The sequence below is a fragment of the Cupriavidus sp. Met-2 genome (assembly GCF_049843575.1).
GTDB classification, from domain to species: domain Bacteria; phylum Pseudomonadota; class Gammaproteobacteria; order Burkholderiales; family Burkholderiaceae; genus Cupriavidus; species Cupriavidus metallidurans.
Genome location: NZ_JBBHZL010000014.1, coordinates 1 through 23,212, shown reverse-complemented (window position 1 = coordinate 23,212; position 23,212 = coordinate 1). Strand labels below are relative to the sequence as shown.

Here is a 23,212-nt window from a genome sequence, read left to right as displayed (position 1 = left end):
GGCTTGAGGAGTGACTTTAGGTGCAAGGAAGTCTACGCTCTCGGCCGATTCGCGTCATTCGGGCACACCCGGCCTCTTCCCTGGTTTGACGTCCTTATTCCATGTGGATCTTGGCCGCGTGCTCGGTCACGCTGCTGCGCAGTTCCAGATCCGGCATCCGACGCACGATCAGCAGCGCGATGATCGTGGCCACCGCGCCGGCCGCAAAAATCAGATGAAAGCCCGATTCCACGCCGCCAGCCAGCACATGGCGCACGGCTGGCGACAGGTGCGCCAGCGCCTCGCTGCCATGCCGTAGCGCGCCAAGGTCCAGCGCCTGCGTGACGCCGGCCCGGGCCAGCGCGTCGCGAAACTCCATGGCCAGCAGCGTGCCGGCCAGCGCGCCACCGATCGAGCTGCCGAGCGAACGCAGCACGAGCAAGGCGCCGGTGCCCGCGCCCATGTCACGGCGCTCCAGCGCGTTCTGCACGCTGATCAGCGTGCCAACCATCGCCATACCCAGGCCGATACCGCCGATCGTCATCGCCAGCAGAACGAAGAAGGTCGGTACGGCGACCGTCACGGCAGCCAGCGAGACTAGCCCGACCGCCGCGGCAACGAAGCCGATGGTCAGGATGACGCGCATACGGCCCAGACGCGGCGCGAGCCATGCCACCACGAAGTTGCCGGCGACGGTCGCCAGCAGGAACGGCACCACCAGCAGGCCCGACATCGACGCATCGGCGTCACGAACAAGCTGGAAATGCAGGGGCAGGGCGAAGATGCACAGGAAGATATTGAGCGCGGCCAGCGCCGATGCGCCCACGCCCATCACATAGGCGCGATTGCGGAACAGGCGCGGCGGCAGCATCGGGTCGGCGGCGCGGCGCTCCTGCCAGGCCAGCAACAGCACGGCCACTAGCGAGATCGCCAGCAGGGCGGCCATCTCGGGCGAGATCCAGGCGAACGCCTCGCCGCCCCAGCTCATGGCAAGCAGGAACGCGACAATGGCCACGGCCAGGAGCAGGGCGCCTAGCCAATCGACCTGGGGCCGGCCGCCGCGCGGCTTCAGATGCGCGAGCCCGCGATAGCACATGGTCATCGCCAGCAGACCGAGCGGCACGTTGATCCAGAACAGCCAGCGCCACGACATGTGATCGGACACCCAGCCGCCTACCAGCGGCCCCGCGATCGACGAGATCGCCCAGACCGTGGCCAGATAGCCCTGATAGCGGCCGCGCTCGCGCGGCGCCACCACGTCGGCAATGGCCGCCTGCGCCAGCGACATCAGGCCGCCACCGCCGAGGCCCTGCAGCGCGCGGAACAGGATTAGCTGCGGCAGCGTCTGCGCCAGCGCGCAGGCCACCGAGGCCAGGATGAACAGCGAGATCGCCACCATCAGCAGACGGCGACGCCCGAAACTGTCGGACAGCTTGCCGTACAGCGGCGTGGTCACCGTCGACACGATCAGGTACGCGGTCACGATCCACGACAGGTGCCCGAATCCGTTGAGATCGTTCGCGATCGCCGGCACGGCCGGGATCACCACGGTCTGGTCGAGCGCCGCGAGCAGAATGCACAGCACGATGCCACCGATCACACGCATGATCGACGCGTGATCGTGAACGGCGGCTTGGGGGAGGGAAGCTGTGGCCTCTAGGGCCTCTGCGGTGGACTGGCTGGCGGGGGCGGTCGACGACATGCGGGGAGGGAGGGTGCGGCCGCAAGTCGGTGTATGCGGCCTAATTCAGTAACCGCATAATTATATGCATGCTTAGCATTTGGCGCTGGCGGAATTGTCCGAATACCGGACAGGCAAAGGCCGGCCTGCGGGCGTCCTCGCATCACATTTGACGTTATCCGGAGATCGCGGCCGATCGCCATGCGATCGGCCGCGATAACAGCCCGCTTAGCGCGAACCGCCGTGGATGTAGTGCTCCAGTTGCTCGATGGTGAAGCGCTGCTCGCTGATGATGTCGTTCACGAGGTCACCGATCGAGATCATGCCGAGCAGTTGATCGCTATTCATCACCGGCAAGTGACGCAAGCGATGCCGGGTCATCAACGCCATGCACTCGTCGGTGGTCTGGTCGGCCCGGACATAGATCACCGCGGTGGTCATGATTTCACGCACGAGGGTCTCACGCGACGTGCGTTGCATCAGGATCACTTTGCGCGCGTAATCCCGTTCGCTGATGATGCCGACGATCTTCTGCTGCTCCATCACCAGCAGGGCACCAATGCCCTTCTCGGCCATGAGTTGCAGCGCAGCATAGACCGTCGCCGTGGGAGGAATGCTGAAGATCGCCTGATTTGCCTTGCTTTCCAGAACCTGCCGCGCGGTTTTCATGACACCGACTCCTTGTTGCCGTTTTGGAAATATTCACTGCCCTGTGCGGGCCGCGCCAGCGGCACTGCGCAACGTGCATCCGGCTGCGTCCATTCAGATTAGCAAAGGAATCGCGGCACTCACAGGGTGACTTTCACGAATCTTTGTTTCACGCAGAACGCGCATCGGAATGGGGCACGCACCCCGGCGTCAATCCGGCAAGTGAGCGATGCGTCGCGGCTTCCTGAGCCAGAGCCTGGAGAACCGCTCCACCTCGGGATCCAGGTCGCTATTGAACGATGTGGAAAACAACAGCGTCTGCCGGCTCTTCGGACATCGGCTCGCCGCAAAGCCGACATCGTCGACAAGTCCGAGGTCGAGCATCGATTCGGCGTCGTCGATCACCAGGATGCCGATCGCGCGCAGATCGAGGCTGCCGGCATCCAGGTGGTCGACAACCCTGCCCGGTGTGCCGACCACGACATGCGCGCCGTGGATCAGACTGTCGATCTGCGGACGCATCGCCGCGCCATGCATCAGCGCCACGACCTTCACGTGCCGGGCGGCGCGCACGCAGTCCCTGATGCACTGGGCCACATGCTGCACGCGCTCGCGCGTCGGGCAGAGCACCAGCGCCTGCACATCGAACCGGCGCGGATCGAGATGATGGAGCAGGGCAACGGTGAAGGCCACGGTACGCCCGCTGCCGGGAGACGCCTGCACGATGAGGTCGCGGCCGGCCAGCGCCTCTGGCAGCATGGCCGCCTGAAGCGGATTGATGGCATGCCATCCGAGTTCCGTCAGCGTCACCTGCAACGCAGGCGCCAGCGGAAGCGCGGAAAACAGTGTGCCGGTCGAAAGCGGAATCGATGCGGAGAACTTGGTGACGCGCATGGCAGAGACACCGTCATGCAGTCTTTCGCGCCACGGTCTTCGTGGCCGCCGGCTTCCTGGTCACCGTCTTGACCACCGCGATCTTCTTCGCGGCGGGCGGCTTCGGCGTTGAAGCCTTCATCGGCACTGCCTCGGTCGGCACCCAGCCAAGCCTCTCAAGCAAGGCGCCAGCCGCCGCCGGCGCGCGCTCCTTCGCGCCGTTGATGAAGAACAGGAACGCTTCCTTCGGCTTGAGCTTGCCAGCGGGTTCGTCTTCCACACGTGGCAGATCGTCCGGTGACTTGCCGCCAGCCCACGCCGATGCCCGCTGCGCCCATTGGTCCAGCACCTTCGGCGCATAGCCCGTCGCGACCTTCTCGTCGGCGTTCATCAGCCGCGCGTACACGAAGTCCGAAGTGAGATCAGCGAACGACGGAAACTTCGGTGAGTCGGTGAAGACGGTGGCCGCCTTGAACTTGCGCGCCAGCTTCAGGTACGCGTCGCACATGAAGCTCTCGTGACGCACCTCCATCACGTGCCGCAGCTTCACACCCTCCACCGAGGTCGGCAACAAGTTCAGGAAGGCCTCGAAATCGTCGGCCACGAACTGCTTGGTCGGTGCGAACTGCCAGACGACCGGGCCCAGTTTTTCGCGCAATTCGGCAATGCCGCTGTCGATGAACCGGCTGATCGAATCACTCCCTTCGGCCAGCACGCGGCGATTGGTCGCAAAGCGCGAAGCCTTGACCGAGAAGACGAAGCCATCGGGCGTGGCGTCGCGCCAGTTCGCAAACGACGTGCGCTTCTGCGTGCCGTGGTACGTGCTGTTGATCTCGATCGCGGTCAGATGCCGGCTTGCATATTCCAGCTCGCGTGCCTGCGCGAGACCTGCCGGATAGAAGTTATCGCGCCACGGCGCATAGTTCCAGCCGCCGATGCCAATATGGATGTTGCTCGCCGACTTGCCCTGTCTGGTAACCGCCATGACCCGATCTCCGCGAGGATTGGTGGAGGAAGTCTAGCCGGAATTGAGCGGCGTGGCGGAAGCCCGCGGACATGTGAATCGAAACACGCCGGTGGGCGAGGGCGGCGCAGCCCTCCTGCTCGTCTCCGGCCTTACTTTGGCGCGGGATATTTACGTGCGTTCATCTCCATCTTCGCCTGCACCGCCGCGTCGAGATCGACGCCAAGCGCGGTCACGAGCTGCGTCAGGTAGATGGTGATATCGGCCAGTTCCTGCTCGACGTGCGCGCGCTCGTCCGTTGACATGATCCCGCGCGATTCCTCTTCGGTTTGCCACTGGAAGATCTCCACCAGTTCGGCCACTTCGACGCTGAGCGCCATCGCGAGGTTCTTCGGGCTGTGATACTTGCCCCAGCCCCGGGCCTCGCCGAAGGCGGCCGCCGCTTGCTGGAGATTGCTGATATCGATGAGAGCCATTGTGAATGCAATGTGGATGTCGCTGACAGGCATGTATTGTCACACCGAACGGCAGCCGGATGCTCCCACACGCCGCCACACGCCACCTCTCGACACGGCCGCGCGCGAGGCATAGGCTCGCATGTGAAGCCCACTGCAGACGGAGGCACTCATGCGTCCCACTCCAAAAATGGCGATCATCACCATCGCGGGCGCCCTCGCGTACCTGGCGTTGCCCGTGTTCGGATGGGGTGGTATCACGGCGTACTTCGCCGATACCGCGCGCACGCTGGCAGTCGTTGCGACGCTGGTGATGGCTGTCATCGCCATCTTCTCCGGCGGCAATATCAGCGCTGGCGAACGCGAGGACCGCGATAACCGATGGGTACTGGTGGCATTCAGCGTGCTCAGCCTGCTCGCGGGATTCCTGCCGGCCTATACGGACCGCCTCGACGTTTGGTCGATCGACGGCAATACGATTCGCTGGATCGGCCTGTTCCTGTTTGTCGCCGGCGGCGCGCTGCGGCTCTGGCCCGTCTTCGTGCTGGGCCGGCGTTTCAGCGGGCTCGTGGCGATCCAGCCCGGGCATACCCTGGTCACGACGGGCATCTACAGCGTCATTCGCAATCCAAGCTATGTGGGCTTCGTGATCAGCTCGCTGGGATGGGGACTGGTGTTCCGCTCATGGGTGGGCGTGCTGCTGGCGCTGCTGATGCTCCCGCCGCTTGTAGCCCGCATCCGGGCCGAGGAAGCGCTGTTGCAGAGCCAGTTCGGGGTCGAGTACGAACAGTACTGCGCACGTACGTGGCGCATGTTGCCGGGCTTGTACTAGGCCCGCGCTAGGCCCGCGCGCGGATCACGTGGCGGGAATCCAATCGAATCAAGCCCTTGGCATCACACCGTGATTGAATTTCCCGCACACGGGCCTATGCTTGAAAAATAGGCACATGCGCCCCGGCGCGTAGCCACCCTGCCCAGTAGCCACGCAAACAGAGCACATGAGGCTCTCATCATGTTTGCGAGGCTCTCATGAAGAACACCACGCCCGTTGCCGGGCTCCGTACCCGGCCCAGCGGTGGCAATGCTTCCGTCACCAGTTTGCAGCGTCGCCACGTCATGCAAGCCGCGGCCGCCGCTGCACTGGCCACGGGCCTGGCACCGCTGGCGCGCCCCGGTGCCGCGCACGCGGCGGCCAGGCATACGCTCAGGATTCTTCAGTGGAACCATTTCGTGCCGGGCTACGACAAGTGGTTCGACAACACGTATGTGAAGGAATGGGGGCAGCGCCACGATACGGAAGTCATCGTCGATCACGTCGGCATTCCGGCGCTGGCTACGCGTGCCGCTGCCGAGGTGTCGGCCCAGAAGGGGCACGATCTCTTCATGTTCCTGTCGCCGCCGCCGGTGTACGAGGACCAGGTCATCGATCATCGCGACATCTACGAGGAATGCCAGCGCAAGCATGGCAAGCCCGTGGACCTGGCGGTTCGCAGTACCTACAACCCGAAGACCCGCAAGTACTTCGCCTTCTCCGACAGCTTCGTACCGGACCCGGTCAATTACCGCAAGGACCTGTGGGATGCCATCGGCGCGAAGCCTCCCGATAGCTGGGACGACGTGCTGACCGCCGGGCGCAAGATCAAGCAGGCGAAGGGCGTGCCGGTGGGTATCGGCCTCTCCGCGGAACTCGATACCGCCATGGCCATGCGCACGATCCTCTATGCATTCGGTGGCGCCGTGCAGGACATGCGCGGCAATGTCGTGCTGAACTCGCCCGGCACGCTCGAGGCCGTCAAGTACGTGCGAGCGCTGTATCGCGACACCATGACACCCGAAGTGCTGGCCTGGGACCCATCCTCGAACAACCGGGCCATGCTGGCCGGCAAGATCTCGCTCTGCCTGAACGCCATCTCGATCACGCGCGAAGGCGAAAACAAGCAGATCCCGGTCACGCCCGACATCTGGCTGACGCAGGCACTGCGCGGCCCCGCGCAACGCATCTGCCTGGAACACGTGATGGACTGCTACGTGATCTGGAAATTCGCCGAGAACATTGCCGGCGCGAAGCAGTTCCTCGTCGACTACATCGACAACTTTCGCGATGGCTTCGTTGGCAGCGAGTTCTACAACTTCCCCTGCTTCCCGAGCACCGTGCCCGACCTCAAGACGATGATCGAAGCGGACGCCAAGGCCACGCCGCATGACAAGTACAAGGTGCTGGGCGTGCTGATGGAGCAGGCCACCAACGTGGGCTACCCCGGATACGCCAACGCCGCTATCGACGAGATCTTCAACACGTGGGTCCTCAACACGATGTTCGCCCGCGCCGCAACCGGCGACGCGTCTCCGGAGGACGCCATCCGCGATGCCGAGAACGCTTGCAAGCGGATCTTCGCAAAATGGAAGGCGAGGGGGCTGGTATAGCCCCGCCTGCGCAATCATCATGGCCACAGTGGAAACACGCTCGCTGACCAAGCGTTACGACAGCACCACCGCCGTCGACGCGATCGACCTCGCCGTGCGCGAGCACGAGTTCCTGGTGCTGCTGGGCCCATCCGGCTCGGGCAAGACGACGCTGCTGCGCATGATCGCGGGACTCGAGACGCCGACCTCCGGCGATGTGCTGGTGAGCGGGCGCATCGTCACGGGGCTCCCGCCGCGCGCGCACAACATGGCGATGGTCTTCCAGAGTTACGCGCTATATCCGCACCTGACCGTGGCGGGCAATATCGCCTTTCCGCTGCAGGCCCAGCATATGGCACGCGACAAGATCGACAGCAAGGTCGAGTGGGCCGCCTCGCTGTTCGGCATCGGCCATCTTCTCGCGCGGAAACCACGTCAGCTCTCGGGCGGCGAACGTCAACGCGTGGCGCTTGCGCGTGCTGTCGTGCGCGACCCCGTTGCATTCCTGCTCGATGAACCGCTATCGAATCTCGACGCCAAGCTCCGTGCTTCGGCGCGAGAGGAACTGCAGCAACTCCAACGCCGCCTCGGCACCACCACGATCTACGTGACCCACGATCAGGTGGAGGCACTGGCGCTGGGGGATCGCGTGGCCGTGCTCGATCATGGCGGCATACGTCAACTCGACACGCCGCAGCGCGTGTATGCGCATCCTGTCGATCGGTTCGTCGCCACGTTCATCGGGTCACCTCCCATGAATCTCGTTGCCAGCGACGGCATGGAGATCGGCTTCCGACCCGAGCATTTTTTACCGGATGACGTCTTCACCGCCGATGCATCGTTGGAACGGTTTCCGTTGGACATCACTCGCATCGAAAACCTGGGCGCGGACCGGCTCGTGTACGGCGTGCTGGCACCACCGCAGCCGCCCGTGAAAGTCATCTCCCGGATACCGTGCACGGTGAACGTGTCACCGCAACCTGGCACGCGTCACATGTTCGCCGTGCGCCGTGCTGATCTGCACCACTTCGACACGAGCAGTGGCACAAGCCTGAGCGTGGCGGAAGGCGTGACATGAGCGCGCTATCGGCCACCCTTGGCAGACCGGACCACGAGACGTCGGATACGCCGGATGATGACCGCAGGCTAGGCGCAATGATGCTGGCGCCTGCACTCATCTATATCGCGCTGCTGCTTGGCTTTCCTTTCCTGCTGTCGATCTGGTACAGCCTGACCGATGTCACCGTCGGAAGTCCGATGCCGCATTTCATCGGGCTGGAGAATTTCCGGAGCGTCGTAGCGAACCCGACGTTCTGGCAATCGCTGCGCAACGCGCTGGTGTTCACGCTGGTCTCGCAAGCGCTGGTGGTCGTGCTCGCCAAAGCGCTGGCGCTGGCGTTGGTGCGTGACTTCCCCGGCAAGTGGCTCGTGCGACTGCTGATCCTGTTGCCATGGGTGGCGCCGATCTCGCTGGGATCGATTGGCTGGTTGTGGATCTTCGACCCGGTCTACAGCATCATCAACTGGACGTTACGCGCGATCGGCCTTTTCGGCCCTAACACGTGGCCGATCTGGCTCGGCCAGCCTGATCTGGCAATGGCGTCCGTGATTCTGGTGGATGTCTGGCGATTGCTGCCACTGGCCACCGTCATCATCCTGGCCGGGATGCAAGGCATCCCGCAGGATCTGCACGATGCCGCTGCCATGGACGGCGCAGGCTTCTGGCGGCGGCTGTTCAGGATCGACGTGCCGTTGCTGATGCCGGTCATGCTGGTGGCCCTGTTGTTCGGCATCGTCTTCACGCTGACCGACATGGTCATCATTTACGTGCTCACGCGCGGCGGCCCCTACGATACGACCCAGGTGCTGGCCAGCCTGGCCTTCTTTACAGGCATACAAGGCGGTGATCTGGCTGAAGGCGCAGCGATCTCGCTTTTCCTGTTTCCACTGCTGGTGGCAGTCGTCACGTTGCTGCTGACTGTGGCGCATCGCTCCGAGGTGACGTGACATGGAAGCGATATCGACATCCGGAGGCTGGAAGCTGGCGTGGCTCGGGTCGCGCTGGCCCGCACGCTGCGCGTGGGTAGCGGTGTTCGCCACGTTGGCGACTTTTGCCGTGTTCTGCGCCTTTCCGTTCTACTGGATGCTGATCACCACGTTCAAGGATGTGCACGACCTGATCAACACGGCCAACAATCCGTTCGTGTTCAATCTGCCACCCACGACGGAGAACCTGCGGGTGCTGTTCCAGGAAACCGCATTCCTGCGATGGCTGCTCAACACGCTGCTGGTGGGCGTTTTCGTGGTCATCATCACGCTCGTGCTCGCGGTACCGGCGGGCTACAGCCTGGCGCGACTATCGGGACCCCGAGGGCGGCAACTCGCCATCGCCATCTTCCTGACTTATCTGATTCCGCCCACGATCCTGTTCATTCCGTTCTCCCGCATCGTCGGCGCGCTGGGCCTGCAGGACTCGCTCTGGTCGCTCGTGCTCGTGTACCCGAGCTTTACCGTGCCGTTCTGCACCTGGCTGATGATGGGCTTCTTCAAGGCGGTGCCCCGGGACATCGAGGAAGCCGCGATGATGGATGGCATGAGCCGCTTTGGCGCGTTCCTGAAAGTCATCGTGCCGCTATCGTCAGCGGGCATTCTCACCGTGATCATCTTCACGCTGACGCTGGTGATGCAGGAGTTCGTCTACGCGCTGACGTTCATCACGAGTTCCTCGCAGTACACGGTCAGCGTGGGCGTGCCCACTTTCCTTGTGCGCGGCGACGTCTATTTCTGGGGCTCGCTGATGGGTGCATGCCTGATCGTCAGCGTGCCGGTAGCGCTGCTGTACAACGTGTTCCTCGATCGCTTTGTCACCGCTTTCACCGTGGGCGCGATAAAGTAGCGGTGTCGCACGAATGGCCAGACGAATGGGAGCGCAAATGGCCGGAGGCCAGTTCCAGATATTCCGCTGTCATGTTGCCGGCACACAGGCTGTGCAGGCCGACTCGCGCCACGCGTTCGGTCGGCATACGCATGATCAGTTCGGCATCGGTGTGATCGGCAAGGGCGCGCAAAGATCGGCCAGCGGGCAGGGGATCGTGGAGGCCGGCCCCGGCGACACGATCACGGTCAACCCTGGCGAAGTGCACGACGGCATGCCGATCGGCGATGCCGGCCGTGCCTGGCAGATGCTCTATTTCGATCCACCCGTGGTCGCCGACGCGATCCTGGACGTGACGGAAGGGCGGACGCGGAGCTTCGAGTTCGCCCACCCAGTCATGCGCGATGTGCGGCTCGCGCAACGCTTCCTGACACTGTTCACCGCCATGACGGCCGCGCACGCGGAACATGCCTCGGTGCTGCGCGAGGAATTGCTGCTCACCTTGCTGGCCGACACGATGCATGGGCAGACCCGCTCGGACACACGCGGCCCGGGCTTCGCAGAGATCGCACTGGCGCGACGTCGCATCGACGACGATTCAGCCGCGCCGCTCACGCTCGGCGAACTGGCCAACGAGTGCCGCCTGAGCCGCTTCCAGTTCATCCGCGCGTTCTCGCGGGCGACTGGCATGACACCACACGCCTACATGATCCAGCGCCGCATCATCGCCGCACGGCATCTGATCGCGCGCCGCATGTCGCTCGCGGACGCTGCCGCAGCGAGCGGCTTCGCCGACCAGAGCCATATGACGCGCATCTTTGTTCGCACGTACGGCATTTCGCCCAGCATGTACGCGCGTGCCTGCGGCGCATCGTAGCCGGCCTTCCCCGCCACGCTCGCAATTTCATTCAAGACGACACCGCGTCCGGTTCGCGATCCTGCACCTTTCCGCCATCCCCCATCGGGGAAGAAAGGAAGGACCATGTCCAGACGAATGCACGGCTATCTCTATTTGACGCTGGCGATGATTACGGTCGGCAGCACCGTGGTGGCCAGCAAGATCGTGGCCGCGGGCCTGCCACCGTTCACTGCAACGGCGCTTCGCTTCGCCATCGCGCTTCCGCTGTTTCTCGTGCTGATGCGCGTGACCCGAATAACCTGGCCAATCCTGGCGCCGAGGGAATGGGGCCTGCTGCTGGTGCAGGCAGGCGCTGGAAGCGTCGGCTATACGACGCTGCTGATCCTGGGGCTCCGACATGCCTCTGCCACCGACGCGGGCGTGATCATTGGCACGCTGCCAGTGGTCTCCGCGGCAATCGCCATCATGGTGCTTGGCGAGCGGCCGCGACGCGCCGTGTTGCTGGCCATCGCATTGGCGGCTGCCGGTGTCCTGACCATCGTATTCCGCAACGACGCTGGCAGCGCGCACTCGTTGCTCGGCAGCTTGCTGATCTTCGGCGCCGTGGGCTGCGAGGGTGTCTTCATCCTGCTCAACAAGCGGATCCAGACACCGATCGCGCCGCTTGCGCTCTCGACCATCATGGCGGTGTTCGGACTCGCGGTGGCGGTGATACCGGCCGGCTTCGAGATGCCGTGGATGCACGCGCTCTCCGGCAACGCGGTCGCCGCCGTCGCGTACTACGCGCTGATTCCAACCGTGGGGGGCTTCCTGCTCTGGTACGCCGGCGCGGCCCGAGTGAGCGGTGCAGAGGCGGCGCTGTTCACTGCGGTGGCACCGGTATCAGCGGTGGTGCTCGCTGCCGCGCTGCTCGGCGAACAGATCGGCCAGAGCCAGATCATCGGCATCGGTTGCGTGCTGGTCGCGGTGTTCAGCCTTGGGATGTCTCAGTCTGCTGACATGACCGATAGTGCGATGGCAGATGCCGAAGGCGATGCCACTTCGCACCGATAGGCAGCATTCGCTTTTGCGAACCACGCCGACAATTGACGAAAACGCGGATGGACGGTCACCGCTATCGTCCGGCAGGCTACAGTCGACGCCACATACGCGCCATTCCCAACACAGCAACGATAACGATGGGGTAACCACATGTGCTTCTACTGCAGTCCTGGTGGTGCAGCAGTCCTGCTCGCGCGCGCGTCGCGCCGAGACTTCCTGACGGGCGCGCTGGCGCTCGGTGCAATGTCCACCTTCGGATTCCCGTCGGCATACGCCGAGAACCCCCCGGCTACGTCTCCTTCGACATCTCCCTACGCGCAATTCATCTTCACCAACGGGCCGATCTACACCATGGCCAGCGGCTCGCCAACGGCCAAGGCCCTGGCCGTGCGCGATGGCCGCATCGTTGCCGTTGGCTCGATGGATGCGGTCGCGCAGTTCCGTGGCCCGGACACGCAAACCATCGACCTCGGTGGACGCACGCTGCTGCCGGGATTTGTCGAACCACACATGCACTCCGCATTGGCCGTGCTCGACGCATGGCTCGACGTGGGCCCGTTCACCACCACGTCGATTGACCAGGCACTCGAGAAGATCCGCGCCGAGGCGGCAAAGTCCAAACCGGGCGAGTGGGTCCGCGCCCAGGCGCTCGATCCCTCGCTGATGCCCGGCGCACCCGTCACGCGACAACGGCTCGATGCCGTGGCGCCCAACAATCCGGTCTTCATCCTGGAATCGAACGGACATATTGCCTACGTCAACAGCGCGGCCCTGAAGCTCGCCAACGTCACGCGCGATACGCCGAACCCGGCCCAGGGCCGCTTTGTCCGCGACGACAAGGGCGAACTAACCGGCCGGCTCGAGGAAGGCCCCGCATACGGCCCCTTTCTGAAAGTCGCCCCGATGCCCAACGCCGCGCAAATGGTGGCCAGCATTCGCAAGCTGTTCGACCGCGCCAGCGCCGTGGGCTGTACCAGCCTGCACGATGCCGGCATTGGCACCAGCGGCGTGCATGACCTCGATATCGTCAACGCCGCCATGCGCGACGATCCTCCTGTCCGCTATTCGGGCTTCCTGACGTCCGACCGGATGGATGGCTGGGTAGAGCGAGGCATCAAGCCGGGCGCCGGCACAGATCGCTTCCGGCTACACGGCATCAAGTTCTGGTCCGACGGCTCCAACCAGGCCCGCACCGGATACCAGCGCGAGCCATACCTCAACTCCACCAGCCGTGGCGCGCTGAATTACACCGCCGAGCAACTGATCGAGGGCGTACAACGCGCGCACGACCTCGGCTGGCAAGTCGCCATCCACGCCAACGGCGACGCCGCCATCGACACCACGCTGGACGTCTACGAACACGTGCTGAAACGCTCACCACGCACGGATCATCGACACCGCATCGAACACTGCAGCGTCCTGCACCCCGAGCAGATTCAGCGAATGGCAAAGCTCGGCGTGTCGCCGTCATTCCTGATCGGACACGTGCACTACTGGGGCAAGGCATTCCGCGACAACATCCTCGGCCCCCAGCGCGCCCAGTTCTACGCCCCCTGCGCATCGGCACTGCGCGGCGGCCTGCGCATCTCGCTCCACTCCGACTACAACGTGACGCCGATCGAACCGATCCGTTACATGGACAACGCCGTCAACCGCACCATGCGCGACGGCGGTGGCGTGCTCAACCCAGCGGAGCGCATTACCGTGGCGCAGGCACTGCGGGCGGTGACGATCGACGCGGCGTGGCAATGCCAGATGGACCAGATCGTTGGCAGCCTGGAGACCGGGAAGTATGCGGATCTGGTGATTGTGGATAAGGACCCGCTCCAGATGGCGCAGGAGGAGATTGGTAAGTTGAAGGTGATGGAGACTTGGTCGGAGGGACGGAGGCGGTTTGCGGCTTGAGGGGGGGATGTTGGTGCGGAAATGGCGCTCGGCGTCATTTCCGCTTCAGGTTTGCATGGCTTCGCGGTCTTTTGCTGCCGCGTTCATGCGCACATCTGTCGTGAAGCGAAATTGAAGAGGCGCCCCTTGCTCGTCAAGAAACTCACCGATTTCTGGATCCTTGCATTCTTGCTTGCCATGGAATAGCTGCCAGAGCCTTGTCATAAGGCTGTGGGGTGACCCGGATCGTCGCCGGACATAGCTTCGCCCAGTGGCCTCCTGGCGGTACTAGCGCGGCTTATCAACCGGCTCGCTGCTAGCAGCCGCAACAAGCGCAAAGTCCGAGGAAAGTAACTCTTGCACCCTTCCTCTGGTGTTGTAGCCCTTGTCGATGAGGATATTGACCATATCGCCACCCGAAATAAAGACAATCGGGTGGCGATCTTCGCGCACCTCCTTGTAAGCCTGGGAGGCAATCACTGAGGTTGTGACAAGAACGCCAAACTGCCGATGGCGAATACGCGAGATTAAACGCGCAACATCACTAACGCTGACCGTAATCGGCGTGTCACCGTTTAGTGGCGGACGATAGCATTTTGCTTCCAGCGAGAATTCTGCATAGACCGGATCGGCCATAGACCCAAGCCGATATCTCCCAATTGCGTCTCGACCACCATCGACAACCCCTCTCGTGATTTCGTCGATGACGACGCGCTCATCGGTCATTTGAAAGACGCGGGCGGCAAACGCTTCAAAAGCAATCGGTGCGCCTTTGTAGTGCTGCCAAATACATTCGAGCAGCTCACGTTTCAGAGCCGTATCTGGACTTTGCGCGTTCGCAGATCGAATGTTCGTGGTCGGCGCCGCAGCAAGCGGCGAATATTTTCCGGACTCGCGCCACTGACGCCACGCTCTTGGTGCATTGGAAGAGTTTAAATCTCCTGCCTTGAGATCGTTGATCCAAGCACGGCTCAACACAGGCGCGTTTAGGATCGTAAAGACAGCGCGATAATTTTGGAATCGCTGGCCCTCAGAGGACTTCCAGACAGCAACCAGGTCCTCCGTCGACGACAAGCTTGGGAAGCCCGGTACCGCAAGGCCCTTGAACTGAACAGACCTCGCACCGTGTGCGAGTGGGTACTTCTTGAACACCAAAAACGGAGCCACGTCCGCTCGCGGATTCACTGCAGCGTGGAGTCGCTCGAACGAATATCGAAGAACCTTGTTGCCACCACGCGTTTCATGCAATTCATGACCCGGGGTCTTGTTATCACCGAAGTAGACAAACTTACCAGTACTTAAATCCAGCGTGTCAGGCCAATCTTTATCCTCGCCAGTCGTGAACAGCACGACCCAGCTTTTTTGCTCACCTCTCCCGGTGACACGGAATCCCCCCATGTTGCCGGAACCCGGTAAGAGCTTTGCAATTGGCTCACCGGCAATCTGACCATCTGCCCGACTCTGATAAACCGCATCGACAACGAGATCGGCCGTCGCGAGGGCATCAAAAGGAATAATCTTGGTCATCGTAGTGGGGCATCAGATGGTTGTGGTATCGCCTACTTGGCCACTGCCATGCAACAAACCGCAACAGAATACCAAAAACGGCTAGCCCTCCGTTTCCGAGCGACGAAAGAATGACCTCGAGTGAGGCATTTCTTTGAAGATATGCTATGGCTGACGGCGACTTACGACCGCCGCCCACTCACCATTTTCATCCAGTAGGGACGACAGGAAGCGCTCTCGCTAGTCTTAAGGAATCAAAAGCGTGAAAAGCGCCCCCGCTACGCAGCGCTCAAACAGTCGGACTAGCTTGTTGCTACTGGCCTAACAAATGCCGGGGTGAGCGATACGTCCAATTTGTCACTCGATCAAGTCGCTCAGCAAGTCCATTAGCGCGAACGCATGCCCTAATGATCGCTCTATGCGGTCTTTTCGCGCGGGGGCGCCCAGAGGCGCAGCAAAATTTGGCCGATGCGGTTCAGGTCGAATGCGTTGACTCGGATATCTCTCGCCGCTATTCCTTCCCATAGTCTCGCCCGTCGTTGGATGGCAAGTTCTGAGTTATCTGGGCGCGCAAGCGAGGTTAGGCGGCCGCCGCGTGCGCGGTGAGGGTGAAGCAGACCGCCTCGGATCTTGTGCGGACTTCCGCTTTCGCACGGCAAAGCAGCCGTTTGCAGCAAGACCCTGGGCGACCGCAACCGGTCGGCTCCTGCCGGCGGCTTGCCCCTCAGATTTCCTACATACAAAAAAACCGCCCGAAGGCGGTTTTTTCATTTACTGCGTCACAAAGTTTTCAGTAACTCGGCACAGATTTCACTTCCCGTGTCATCTGTGAGGAACCGGAATTCGTGAGACTGAGTATTCCGAGAAATCAAGGACTTATCAATTAATTCAGCCACGGTTCGCGCGCATCAGAACCGGAATTAGTGAGACTAGCCTGAATCGGAGCACGAATTAGTGAGACTGCCCGGCAAGCGCCCGTCGAGGCACTTTCCCTCCCTTTTTAGCCCACCCTTGCCGAAATCCCTTGGCTCACGCTGTTCCCGACTGTCGCGGACGACCCGCCCCTCAAGTTTGAGAGAATCTCAAGACAGCCCTCGCTGGATTCTTATGTATCTGGCTAACTAATAGGGCTGCCGCGGCTAACGCCAGCGATGCCTCCCGCACCCTCCCCGTTTGCCGCCGGCGGGGAGAGATGCATGAAGATCATCAGACAGTGCCAGGCGTGCGGGCGGCCGTTTGAGGTCCGTCCGCAGACGCCCGAGCAGCGCTTCTGTCCGTCACCTGAATGCCAGCGGCGCCGGCGCCGCGAATGGCAGCAAAAACGATTGGCAACTGACGCCGACTATCGGGAGAACCAAACACGGGCCCAGCGCACTTGGGCCGCGACACATCCTGAGTATTGGCGCGCGTATCGCAATCTCCACCCGGCCTATAGCGCTCGCAACCGAGAACAGCAGAAGCGCCGGAATGCCACGAACCGCGTTGCAAAGATGGACGCGTGGAAGAGGCTAACGGCCATACGGTCCGGCATCTACGCCCTGTCTCCAGCGCTACCAAAGCTGATTGCAAAGATGGACTCGTGGATCGTCCGTATTACAGTCCTGGCGCGGCCGAGTGCATAGAGGGTCATGATTGCAAAGAGATGACGTGTCACGCTAGGGGCAGGGACCTGCTAGAAATGACGTGTGCACGCCCCTGCGATCGCCAACACCGAGGGCCGACGAGGCATCGGCGCGACACATCGATTTGGACGCAGTGAGTCGAAATCATGCAAACGGACGATCAACGCACTGGCGCAGCGCCACTGGGAGCCGAAGTAAGGGCGGCTGAGTATGTCCGCATGTCGACTGAACACCAGCAGTACTCGACTGAAAATCAACGCGACAAAATCCGTGAATATGCCCTCCGTCGTGGCTATCGCATTGTTCACACCTATGCAGACGAGGGGAAAAGCGGCTTGCGGATAGATGGCCGCCAAGCGCTTCAAGACCTCATCCGGGACGTGGAATCTGGCGCGGCGGATTTTCAGGTCATTCTCGTCTACGACGTCAGCAGGTGGGGCCGTTTCCAGGACGCCGATGAGAGCGCCTACTACGAGTACATCTGCCGGAGGGCTGGCCTGCAGGTTGCATACTGCGCCGAGCAATTCGAGAACGATGGATCGCCCGTCTCCACGATCGTCAAAGGCGTTAAGCGCGCGATGGCCGGAGAGTACAGCCGCGAACTGTCGGCAAAGGTCTTTGCTGGGCAGTGCCGACTAATCGAGATGGGATTCCGGCAAGGGGGACCAGCAGGGTATGGACTTCGACGCGTACTCGTAGACCAACACGGGGTCATGAAGGGACCGTTGGCAAGAGGTGAGCACAAGAGTATCCAGACTGATCGGGTTATCTTGATGCCTGGGCCCGAAAGCGAGGTCCGCACGGTCAATCTCATCTATTCCTGGTTCATAGAGGAGGCACGAAATGAGCATGAAATCGCTGCACGTCTAAATGAGATGCGAATCGACACAGAGCTTGGACGGCCTTGGAGTCGATCTACAGTAAGAGAGGTACTTACGAACGAGAAGTACATCGGAAATAACGTCTACAACCGCGTCTCTTTCAAGCTGAAGAAGATGCGGGTCACCAACACGCCCGATATGTGGATACGAAAGGAGCATGCCTTTGAATCAATAATTCCGAGCGATATCTTCTACACAGCTCAAGGCATCATGCGCGCACGAGCGCGCCGATACACCGACAGCGAGCTTATCGACAGACTGCGCGCGCTGTATAAGAGCCGCGGCTTCCTGTCTGGCCTGGTTATCGACGAAACGGAGGGAATGCCATCGACGTCAGTCTACGTGTACCACTTTGGAAGCCTGATTCGTGCCTATCAAACGGTTGGCTTCACGCCGGATCGCGACTACCGGTATGTGGAGACGAATCGCTTCCTACGCCGCCTCCATCCCGAAACTGTGACGGAGACAGAGCGAAAGATCTCCGCACTCGGCGGCACTGTGGTTCGTGATCCAGCGACGGATATGCTGATGCTAAATGGTGAGTTCAGCGCCTCGCTTGTCCTTGCCCGTTGCCAATCGCCCGCGATAGGCCATTACCGCTGGAAAGTGCGCTTTGACACAAGCCTCGCTCCCGACATAACTGTTGCGATACGGCTGGATCAGGAAAACAAATCCATACTGGACTACTATTTGCTTCCACGTCTGGACTTCTGTAGACCGCGCATCAGTCTCGCCGAACGCAACCCGGCCGAATTGGAAAGCTATCGATTTGACAATCTTGACTACCTCTACGGAATGGCGGCTCGCTCAAGACTTCGGAGAGCAGCATGACCGAGAGGCAACAGCCAGGCGAGGTACGCATGATCCCGATCGACCGGGTCGACGTACTGAATCCCCGAGAACGCAACGGAAAGGTGTTCGACGAGATCGTTGAGAACATCAAGACCATAGGCCTGAAAAAGCCTATTACTGTGACACCGCGCGCAGCATCAGATGGGGGCGAGCGGTACAAGCTGGTGTGTGGTGAAGGGCGTCTAAAGGCGTTCCGGTCTCTCGGCGAGACGATGATTCCCGCGCTCGTCGTTCACGTGAGCGACGAGGATGCCTTTCTCATGAGTCTGGCGGAAAACATTGCCCGCCGCCAATGTCGCTCACTGGAGCTTCTGTCTGGCATCCGGCAACTCCATGAGCAAGGCTACCCCCCGAAAGCGATTGCCGAGAAAACAGGGCTCACCCAACAGTACATCCAAGGCATCTTGACTCTACTTCAACAAGGCGAGGAGCGACTACTTGTCGCCGTCGAAAAGGGGGGCATCCCGCTGAATGCCGCACTTGCAATTGTCGGTGCCGGCGATGACGACAAGGCGATTCAAGCCGCGCTGCAGGAGGCGTACGAGTCAGGCAAGCTAAGAGGGAAGCAACTGATGGACGCGCGTCGGGTCATTGAGCGGCGCCAGACCCTCGGTAGGACAATCGCCCACCGGATGCCCCGCCATAGCAGCGATGTCTCCACGTCTAGCCTCATCCGCACCTATCAGAATGAGGTCGAGCGCCAGAAGGCCATGGTTCGCAAGGCCGAATTCGCGCAACAACGCCTACTGTTTGTCGTGGGAGCCCTACGGCAGCTGTTCGCTGATGAGAATTTTGTCAATCTTCTACGAGCGGAAGATCTCGCAACGCTCCCGAAGTACCTGTCGGAACGCGTGTGGCCCGGAGGTGCGCTGAGATGAGCGGCGTTACGCTAGGCTTCATTCCTGAGCCGTTGAGCGTTCCAGTGGTTTGTATTCTGCCATCTCGGAGGGCTCCGGAAGGAATAGCTACGTCCCGAAAGTTCAACCAGATTAAATCCTCGATAGAGGAAATCGGCCTGATCGAGCCTCTTACGGTCATGCCGGCAAACCAGCAATCTGGTCAGCATGTGCTGCTTGACGGTCACATTCGATTGATTGCGCTCCGCGAGTTGGGCTTCGTCGAGGCGTCTTGCCTGGTTGCAACTGACGATGAAAGCTTCACATACAACAATCGCATCAATCGCCTCTCCACCATTCAAGAGCACTTTATGCTGCGACGGGCGATTGAGCGCGGCGTATCCCCGGACCGTCTGGCTAAGGCGCTCAGCGTTGACGTCTCACACATCCAGAAGAAGGCCAATCTCTTGAATGGCATCTGCCCAGAGGCAACAGAGTTACTGAAGGATAGGCAGTTCTCTCCAGAGCTCGTTCGCGCCGTCAGGAAGATGAAGCCGACCAGGCAAGTTGAGTGCGTCGAGCTTATGGCTTCGGCAAATAATCTCACCGTGGCATATGCCGAGGCCCTGCTTGTGGCCACCCCCGCGACACTACTTGTCGACGGAAGAAAGCCACGTAAGCTCACTGGCGTCACGCAAGAGCAGATGGCGAAGATGGAAAGGGAGATGACAAATTTGCAGGGCCAATACAAGCTCGTTGAACAGACCTACGGCCAAGACGTCTTGAACTTGGTCTTGGCGAAGGGCTACCTAGCGAAGTTACTCGAGAACGAGTCGGTGTCTGCCTTCCTTCGCCAAAGGCAGCCCGATCTGCTCGCAGAGTTCGAGTTGATCGTACAAACTGTCTCTCTGGATCAATAGCACCATTGCGAATAGCGCCAGCCTGCCAAGGCTATGTTGCCGGGCAAGCTAGCAGCAAGCCGGTTGCCGTTGCGCTGCAACTCCTCTGATGCGGCTACACCCATACATCGGCTCAATGTCGATCAGCTACTTCAAGCGACGTGGTTCTTGGGTGCGTACGCGACGTGCAATACAGCGAAGGCGGAAAAGATTGCCGGCGTCATGCAACTAGACCGATCTATCTCGCTTGTCGAGGCGGTAGTCAAGGTTCTGTTCGATTGGCCGCAAGGATTCAACTCGTTGCTGGACAAGCCACCCGCCGCCGGGCCACTACTCCAAAGCGGACATCGGAGAAAGCACCTACAGGCTATGAAAGGCCCCTTCTGGGAGAGGTCCCATATCGTCAAGGAGATTTACGCGCGATCCGTCTCTTGCTCAGGTCAGTCGCGCAATGCCCCTTCCATGACTAGATTGTTCCGAACTTGCTCTCCATCGATTTGCGGATGAGGCGACGAAGCCCCGCTGCTGCGGTCTCTCTATCTAAGAAGCAGCCGGCACACTTACGCCATTCCTCAAGATGCAGATCTCGGAACGCTTTCGCGTCGAAGCCAGACAGGTTGATCTCGTCGGCAACGTCGCGGACGATGTCATCCAACTCGTGTGGCTGCCAGGTATTGTCGATCGCCCCCAGAACGCGCTCGATAAGCTGGCCAGCGTCGCTTGAGTCTTTCGTTGCGTCGATCCAAGCGGCAATAAGATCGCTAACCATTTCCAAGGCAATCCGGCAAAGCTCCTGGGTGGCACCGGCAATCCCCTTGCCATCGCTGGATGCATCTGTAATCCACGCCTCAGCCTGCCTCCGTTTGCCGTCGTTTTCCTTACTGGGTGGAAGATTGTGAACCTTGTATGTCCGAAGGTTGTTAACTATCTTTGCCCCCCGGTCAAACCTATTCGTTCTCTCAGGCGGCCCTTGTTTCAGGAGGGCCTTGCACTCCCTAAGTACGTCTATGGCGGCCTCATAGAAAAAGCCATAGCACCATACGACAAGTTTGTGGAAATGCAGGTCGTCCGGCGGTGGCTGCGGAATATCAAGGGTTACTGGCTTGACCGCATCCCGCCCGAGGGCGTTATTGATCATGCCTGTAAATTGACTGGTTGCGTCCTGAAGTTGCACGAAATTCATCGGCCAAGCCTCCGCGGGCTACTTGGAGGATCGGCAAGAGGACCGCGATAGTTGAATGCAATAGCGAAGTTGGAGACGGTTCGTCCGAAAGCCAGGTCGACGTTGGGGAAGTATTCCGCAATAAGGTCTATGACACCGATCCCATCCACGCGCACTTGGTAACGGCCTGGGCCAAGCTGCTTCTCCACGACGCCGCGAAAGATGATAGGCGTGCCGTTCTTGTCGGCGAGCAGGTGCCGAACGGAGACGCGCTGCGAATCAGCGAACTGTGTGTCGTAAGCCAGTTCGTCCCAAAGGTCCTTACTGGCCTTCTCATTACCCTCCAGCCAAGTCGTGACTGCGCGAAGATACCGGTACTTCGTAGCCAGCTTTTCCTCACCTAGGGCTGCCATGTCGGCGACGATAATCTGGACCATGGTGCGGAACTCGGTGGAGCCTGGGAATGGTTGCCGTAGACCGCGCATCAGCCAACGATGGGTCCATACTGCCCACTCCATGTCAAGAAGTAACCGCAGGCAACGTCCATCCTGCGAGATCTTGTCATAGTGGCAGCGAAGGTATGCAACACAAGTCTGTGCAGCGACAATGTCCTCGGATGTCGGCTCGGCCTTGAGCTTCATATCTGGTGCAAGGCGGCGTGCCCGGAAGAAGTAGCCCGCCGTAGAGCCGGCCTCGTCGAGTCGGGTAAACGCGTCGTCTGAGAGTACTGTGTCGCCAATTGCGTCGCCAGCTTCCATGCGCCTACTTTGGAATTTCTTCCTTCGCTCGTCGTCCAGCGCGTTCTCGTCGACACCATCTAAGGACGACCTCAAATCCGCGGCGATCTCAAGCCGCTGGGCATCCGTCAACGTATTCTCCAGCTTGAGAATATCGATCGGCATCCAAAGAGATACGTCTAAAGAAAACGACGAATCGCGACGTGCCTTCGCTAGTGCAGCTGCTTCATGAGCCGCCTTGTAGGCGGACCATGCCTTGACACCCATTCCATGCTGTACTGCGTCTGTGGCAACGTAGCCGTAGCTTGCAGCGCGCTCGTTCCAAAGATTATCGATGGTCTGGCGCGACGCGTAGATTCCCTGCGCTCCATTTTCCGCGGTGCGGTTCAGCGCCTCATCCACCACGCTGACCGCTTCATTCAGCAATTCAATCTTCTGCTGCTGTTCGATGTTCTTGTGGGTGCGAATGTAGTGCCGACGAAGTACCGACTCTTGAAGCATCAGGCGGGCGTTAGGCATGGTCTTGGCACGCAGGGTTGTCAGGGCGCGAGCAAGGCTAGCGTAGCTCTCCTTGTAGCGATCGCCCTCCGGGCCGTCAGGGCCGGCGGCATGGATCAACTCTGCGACGTACGAGGTCTCGTCGCTAGTCTCTGGGCCGGCGCGGGTTGCTGCCTCGATCAGGCTCCGGATGGCGTCGGCTTCCCTAGCAGCGCTTCCGAAGCGGGAGTCGCAGATAAGGCGCGCCTCGATCTGTAGACGCGCCTCGACCAAGATATCGGTCTGTTCTTCATCTGCATATATCCACCGGAAAAGGTCCTGGCCGCGAATCAGATCCAGCAGCGAATCAATGCTGTACGATCCGCCAGCACTCTGCCCCACGCCTGCCGCGCGCAGCACAATGCTAAGTGGCACCGCCTTAAACAGGCGGCTGCTGACCATCACCAGGTCGATGGCCCGCGCCTCAGGTGACTCCGCGTGGCCGCTCTCTGTCGCGCCCGGTAAAACTCTCGTCTCGGCAATTGGATAGCGGGCTTTGATTAGGGCTTGCGCAATGC

At 61.0% G+C, this 23,212-nt stretch carries 20 protein-coding genes and 1 pseudogene; 12 read left to right on the top strand and 9 right to left on the bottom strand.

Features of this window, described 5'->3' with window-relative positions:
- Window positions 1–94: 94 nt before the first annotated feature.
- From WD006_RS24600 to WD006_RS24580, 5 genes are all read right to left on the bottom strand, one after another.
- Complete coding sequence (locus WD006_RS24600; protein WP_011514951.1) at window positions 95–1,681, bottom strand: MDR family MFS transporter; 1,587 nt, start codon at window positions 1,679–1,681, stop codon at window positions 95–97.
- Between the two features lie 207 nt (window positions 1,682–1,888).
- Complete coding sequence (locus WD006_RS24595; protein ID WP_011514950.1) at window positions 1,889–2,329, bottom strand: CBS domain-containing protein; 441 nt, start codon at window positions 2,327–2,329, stop codon at window positions 1,889–1,891.
- 189 nt (window positions 2,330–2,518) lie between these two features.
- Complete coding sequence (locus WD006_RS24590) at window positions 2,519–3,202, bottom strand: DEAD/DEAH box helicase (protein WP_011514949.1); 684 nt, start codon at window positions 3,200–3,202, stop codon at window positions 2,519–2,521.
- 13 nt (window positions 3,203–3,215) lie between these two features.
- A complete protein-coding gene (locus WD006_RS24585; RefSeq protein WP_011514948.1) occupies window positions 3,216–4,166 on the bottom strand; it encodes a DUF72 domain-containing protein in 951 nt (316 codons plus the stop codon).
- Between the two features lie 131 nt (window positions 4,167–4,297).
- Window positions 4,298–4,621 carry a nucleotide pyrophosphohydrolase gene (locus WD006_RS24580; protein ID WP_008645810.1) on the bottom strand — a complete coding sequence of 108 codons (324 nt, stop codon included), beginning with the start codon at window positions 4,619–4,621 and terminating at the stop codon, window positions 4,298–4,300.
- A gap of 151 nt (window positions 4,622–4,772) precedes the next feature.
- Here WD006_RS24580 and WD006_RS24575 point away from each other — a divergent pair, with 151 nt between their 5' ends.
- The 8 genes from WD006_RS24575 (at window position 4,773) to WD006_RS24540 (ending at window position 13,683) form a co-directional block, all read left to right on the top strand.
- Window positions 4,773–5,432: a methyltransferase family protein gene (locus tag WD006_RS24575; protein ID WP_011514946.1), complete on the top strand. Its 660-nt coding sequence runs from the start codon at window positions 4,773–4,775 to the stop codon at window positions 5,430–5,432.
- Window positions 5,433–5,629: 197 nt separating this feature from the next.
- Window positions 5,630–7,024 carry an ABC transporter substrate-binding protein gene (locus WD006_RS24570; protein WP_011514945.1) on the top strand — a complete coding sequence of 465 codons (1,395 nt, stop codon included), beginning with the start codon at window positions 5,630–5,632 and terminating at the stop codon, window positions 7,022–7,024.
- Window positions 7,025–7,043: 19 nt separating this feature from the next.
- The gene (locus WD006_RS24565; RefSeq protein ID WP_011514944.1) at window positions 7,044–8,081 is read left to right on the top strand and encodes an ABC transporter ATP-binding protein; all 1,038 of its coding nucleotides are present in this window, start codon (window positions 7,044–7,046) and stop codon (window positions 8,079–8,081) included.
- The gene (locus WD006_RS24560; protein ID WP_011514943.1) at window positions 8,078–9,010 is read left to right on the top strand and encodes a carbohydrate ABC transporter permease; all 933 of its coding nucleotides are present in this window, start codon (window positions 8,078–8,080) and stop codon (window positions 9,008–9,010) included. The genes WD006_RS24565 and WD006_RS24560 overlap by 4 nt, the downstream gene beginning before the upstream one ends.
- Window position 9,011: 1 nt before the next feature.
- Window positions 9,012–9,899: a carbohydrate ABC transporter permease gene (locus WD006_RS24555; RefSeq protein ID WP_011514942.1), complete on the top strand. Its 888-nt coding sequence runs from the start codon at window positions 9,012–9,014 to the stop codon at window positions 9,897–9,899.
- 37 nt (window positions 9,900–9,936) lie between these two features.
- On the top strand, window positions 9,937–10,755 hold the full coding sequence (locus WD006_RS24550; RefSeq protein ID WP_011514941.1) for an AraC family transcriptional regulator: 819 nt from the start codon (window positions 9,937–9,939) through the stop codon (window positions 10,753–10,755).
- Between the two features lie 105 nt (window positions 10,756–10,860).
- A complete protein-coding gene (locus tag WD006_RS24545; RefSeq protein WP_011514940.1) occupies window positions 10,861–11,790 on the top strand; it encodes a DMT family transporter in 930 nt (309 codons plus the stop codon).
- A gap of 138 nt (window positions 11,791–11,928) precedes the next feature.
- Window positions 11,929–13,683 carry an amidohydrolase gene (locus tag WD006_RS24540; protein WP_011514939.1) on the top strand — a complete coding sequence of 585 codons (1,755 nt, stop codon included), beginning with the start codon at window positions 11,929–11,931 and terminating at the stop codon, window positions 13,681–13,683.
- A 45-nt stretch (window positions 13,684–13,728) separates the two neighbouring features.
- On the opposite strand, the pseudogene WD006_RS24535 reads toward WD006_RS24540, so the two are convergent.
- Together WD006_RS24535 and WD006_RS24530 are read right to left on the bottom strand one after the other, a co-directional pair.
- Window positions 13,729–13,914 (bottom strand): annotated as a pseudogene (locus WD006_RS24535) (DUF6216 family protein); the annotation flags it as partial.
- Window positions 13,915–13,950: 36 nt separating this feature from the next.
- Window positions 13,951–15,189 (bottom strand): restriction endonuclease, encoded by a 1,239-nt coding sequence (locus tag WD006_RS24530; protein WP_029306802.1) that lies wholly within the window; start codon window positions 15,187–15,189, stop codon window positions 13,951–13,953.
- 1,175 nt (window positions 15,190–16,364) lie between these two features.
- Between WD006_RS24530 and WD006_RS24525 the strand changes: the two genes are divergently transcribed.
- From WD006_RS24525 to WD006_RS24510, 4 genes are all read left to right on the top strand, one after another.
- Window positions 16,365–16,790, top strand: a complete 426-nt coding sequence (locus WD006_RS24525) for a hypothetical protein (RefSeq protein WP_029306803.1) — start codon at window positions 16,365–16,367, stop codon at window positions 16,788–16,790.
- A 146-nt stretch (window positions 16,791–16,936) separates the two neighbouring features.
- Window positions 16,937–18,502, top strand: coding sequence for a recombinase family protein (locus WD006_RS24520; protein WP_029306804.1), 1,566 nt, complete (start codon window positions 16,937–16,939; stop codon window positions 18,500–18,502).
- Window positions 18,499–19,401: a ParB/RepB/Spo0J family partition protein gene (locus tag WD006_RS24515; protein ID WP_029306805.1), complete on the top strand. Its 903-nt coding sequence runs from the start codon at window positions 18,499–18,501 to the stop codon at window positions 19,399–19,401. Before WD006_RS24520 ends, WD006_RS24515 begins: the two co-directional genes overlap by 4 nt.
- Window positions 19,398–20,279 (top strand): plasmid partitioning protein RepB C-terminal domain-containing protein, encoded by an 882-nt coding sequence (locus WD006_RS24510; protein WP_029306806.1) that lies wholly within the window; start codon window positions 19,398–19,400, stop codon window positions 20,277–20,279. The genes WD006_RS24515 and WD006_RS24510 overlap by 4 nt, the downstream gene beginning before the upstream one ends.
- Before the next feature lie 445 nt (window positions 20,280–20,724).
- On the opposite strand, the gene WD006_RS24505 is transcribed toward WD006_RS24510, so the two are convergent.
- Window positions 20,725–21,441 (bottom strand): hypothetical protein, encoded by a 717-nt coding sequence (locus WD006_RS24505; protein WP_029306807.1) that lies wholly within the window; start codon window positions 21,439–21,441, stop codon window positions 20,725–20,727.
- On the bottom strand, window positions 21,438–23,212 hold a 1,775-nt coding region (locus WD006_RS24500), incomplete at its 5' end, for a hypothetical protein (RefSeq protein WP_425648311.1). The genes WD006_RS24500 and WD006_RS24505, both read right to left, overlap by 4 nt.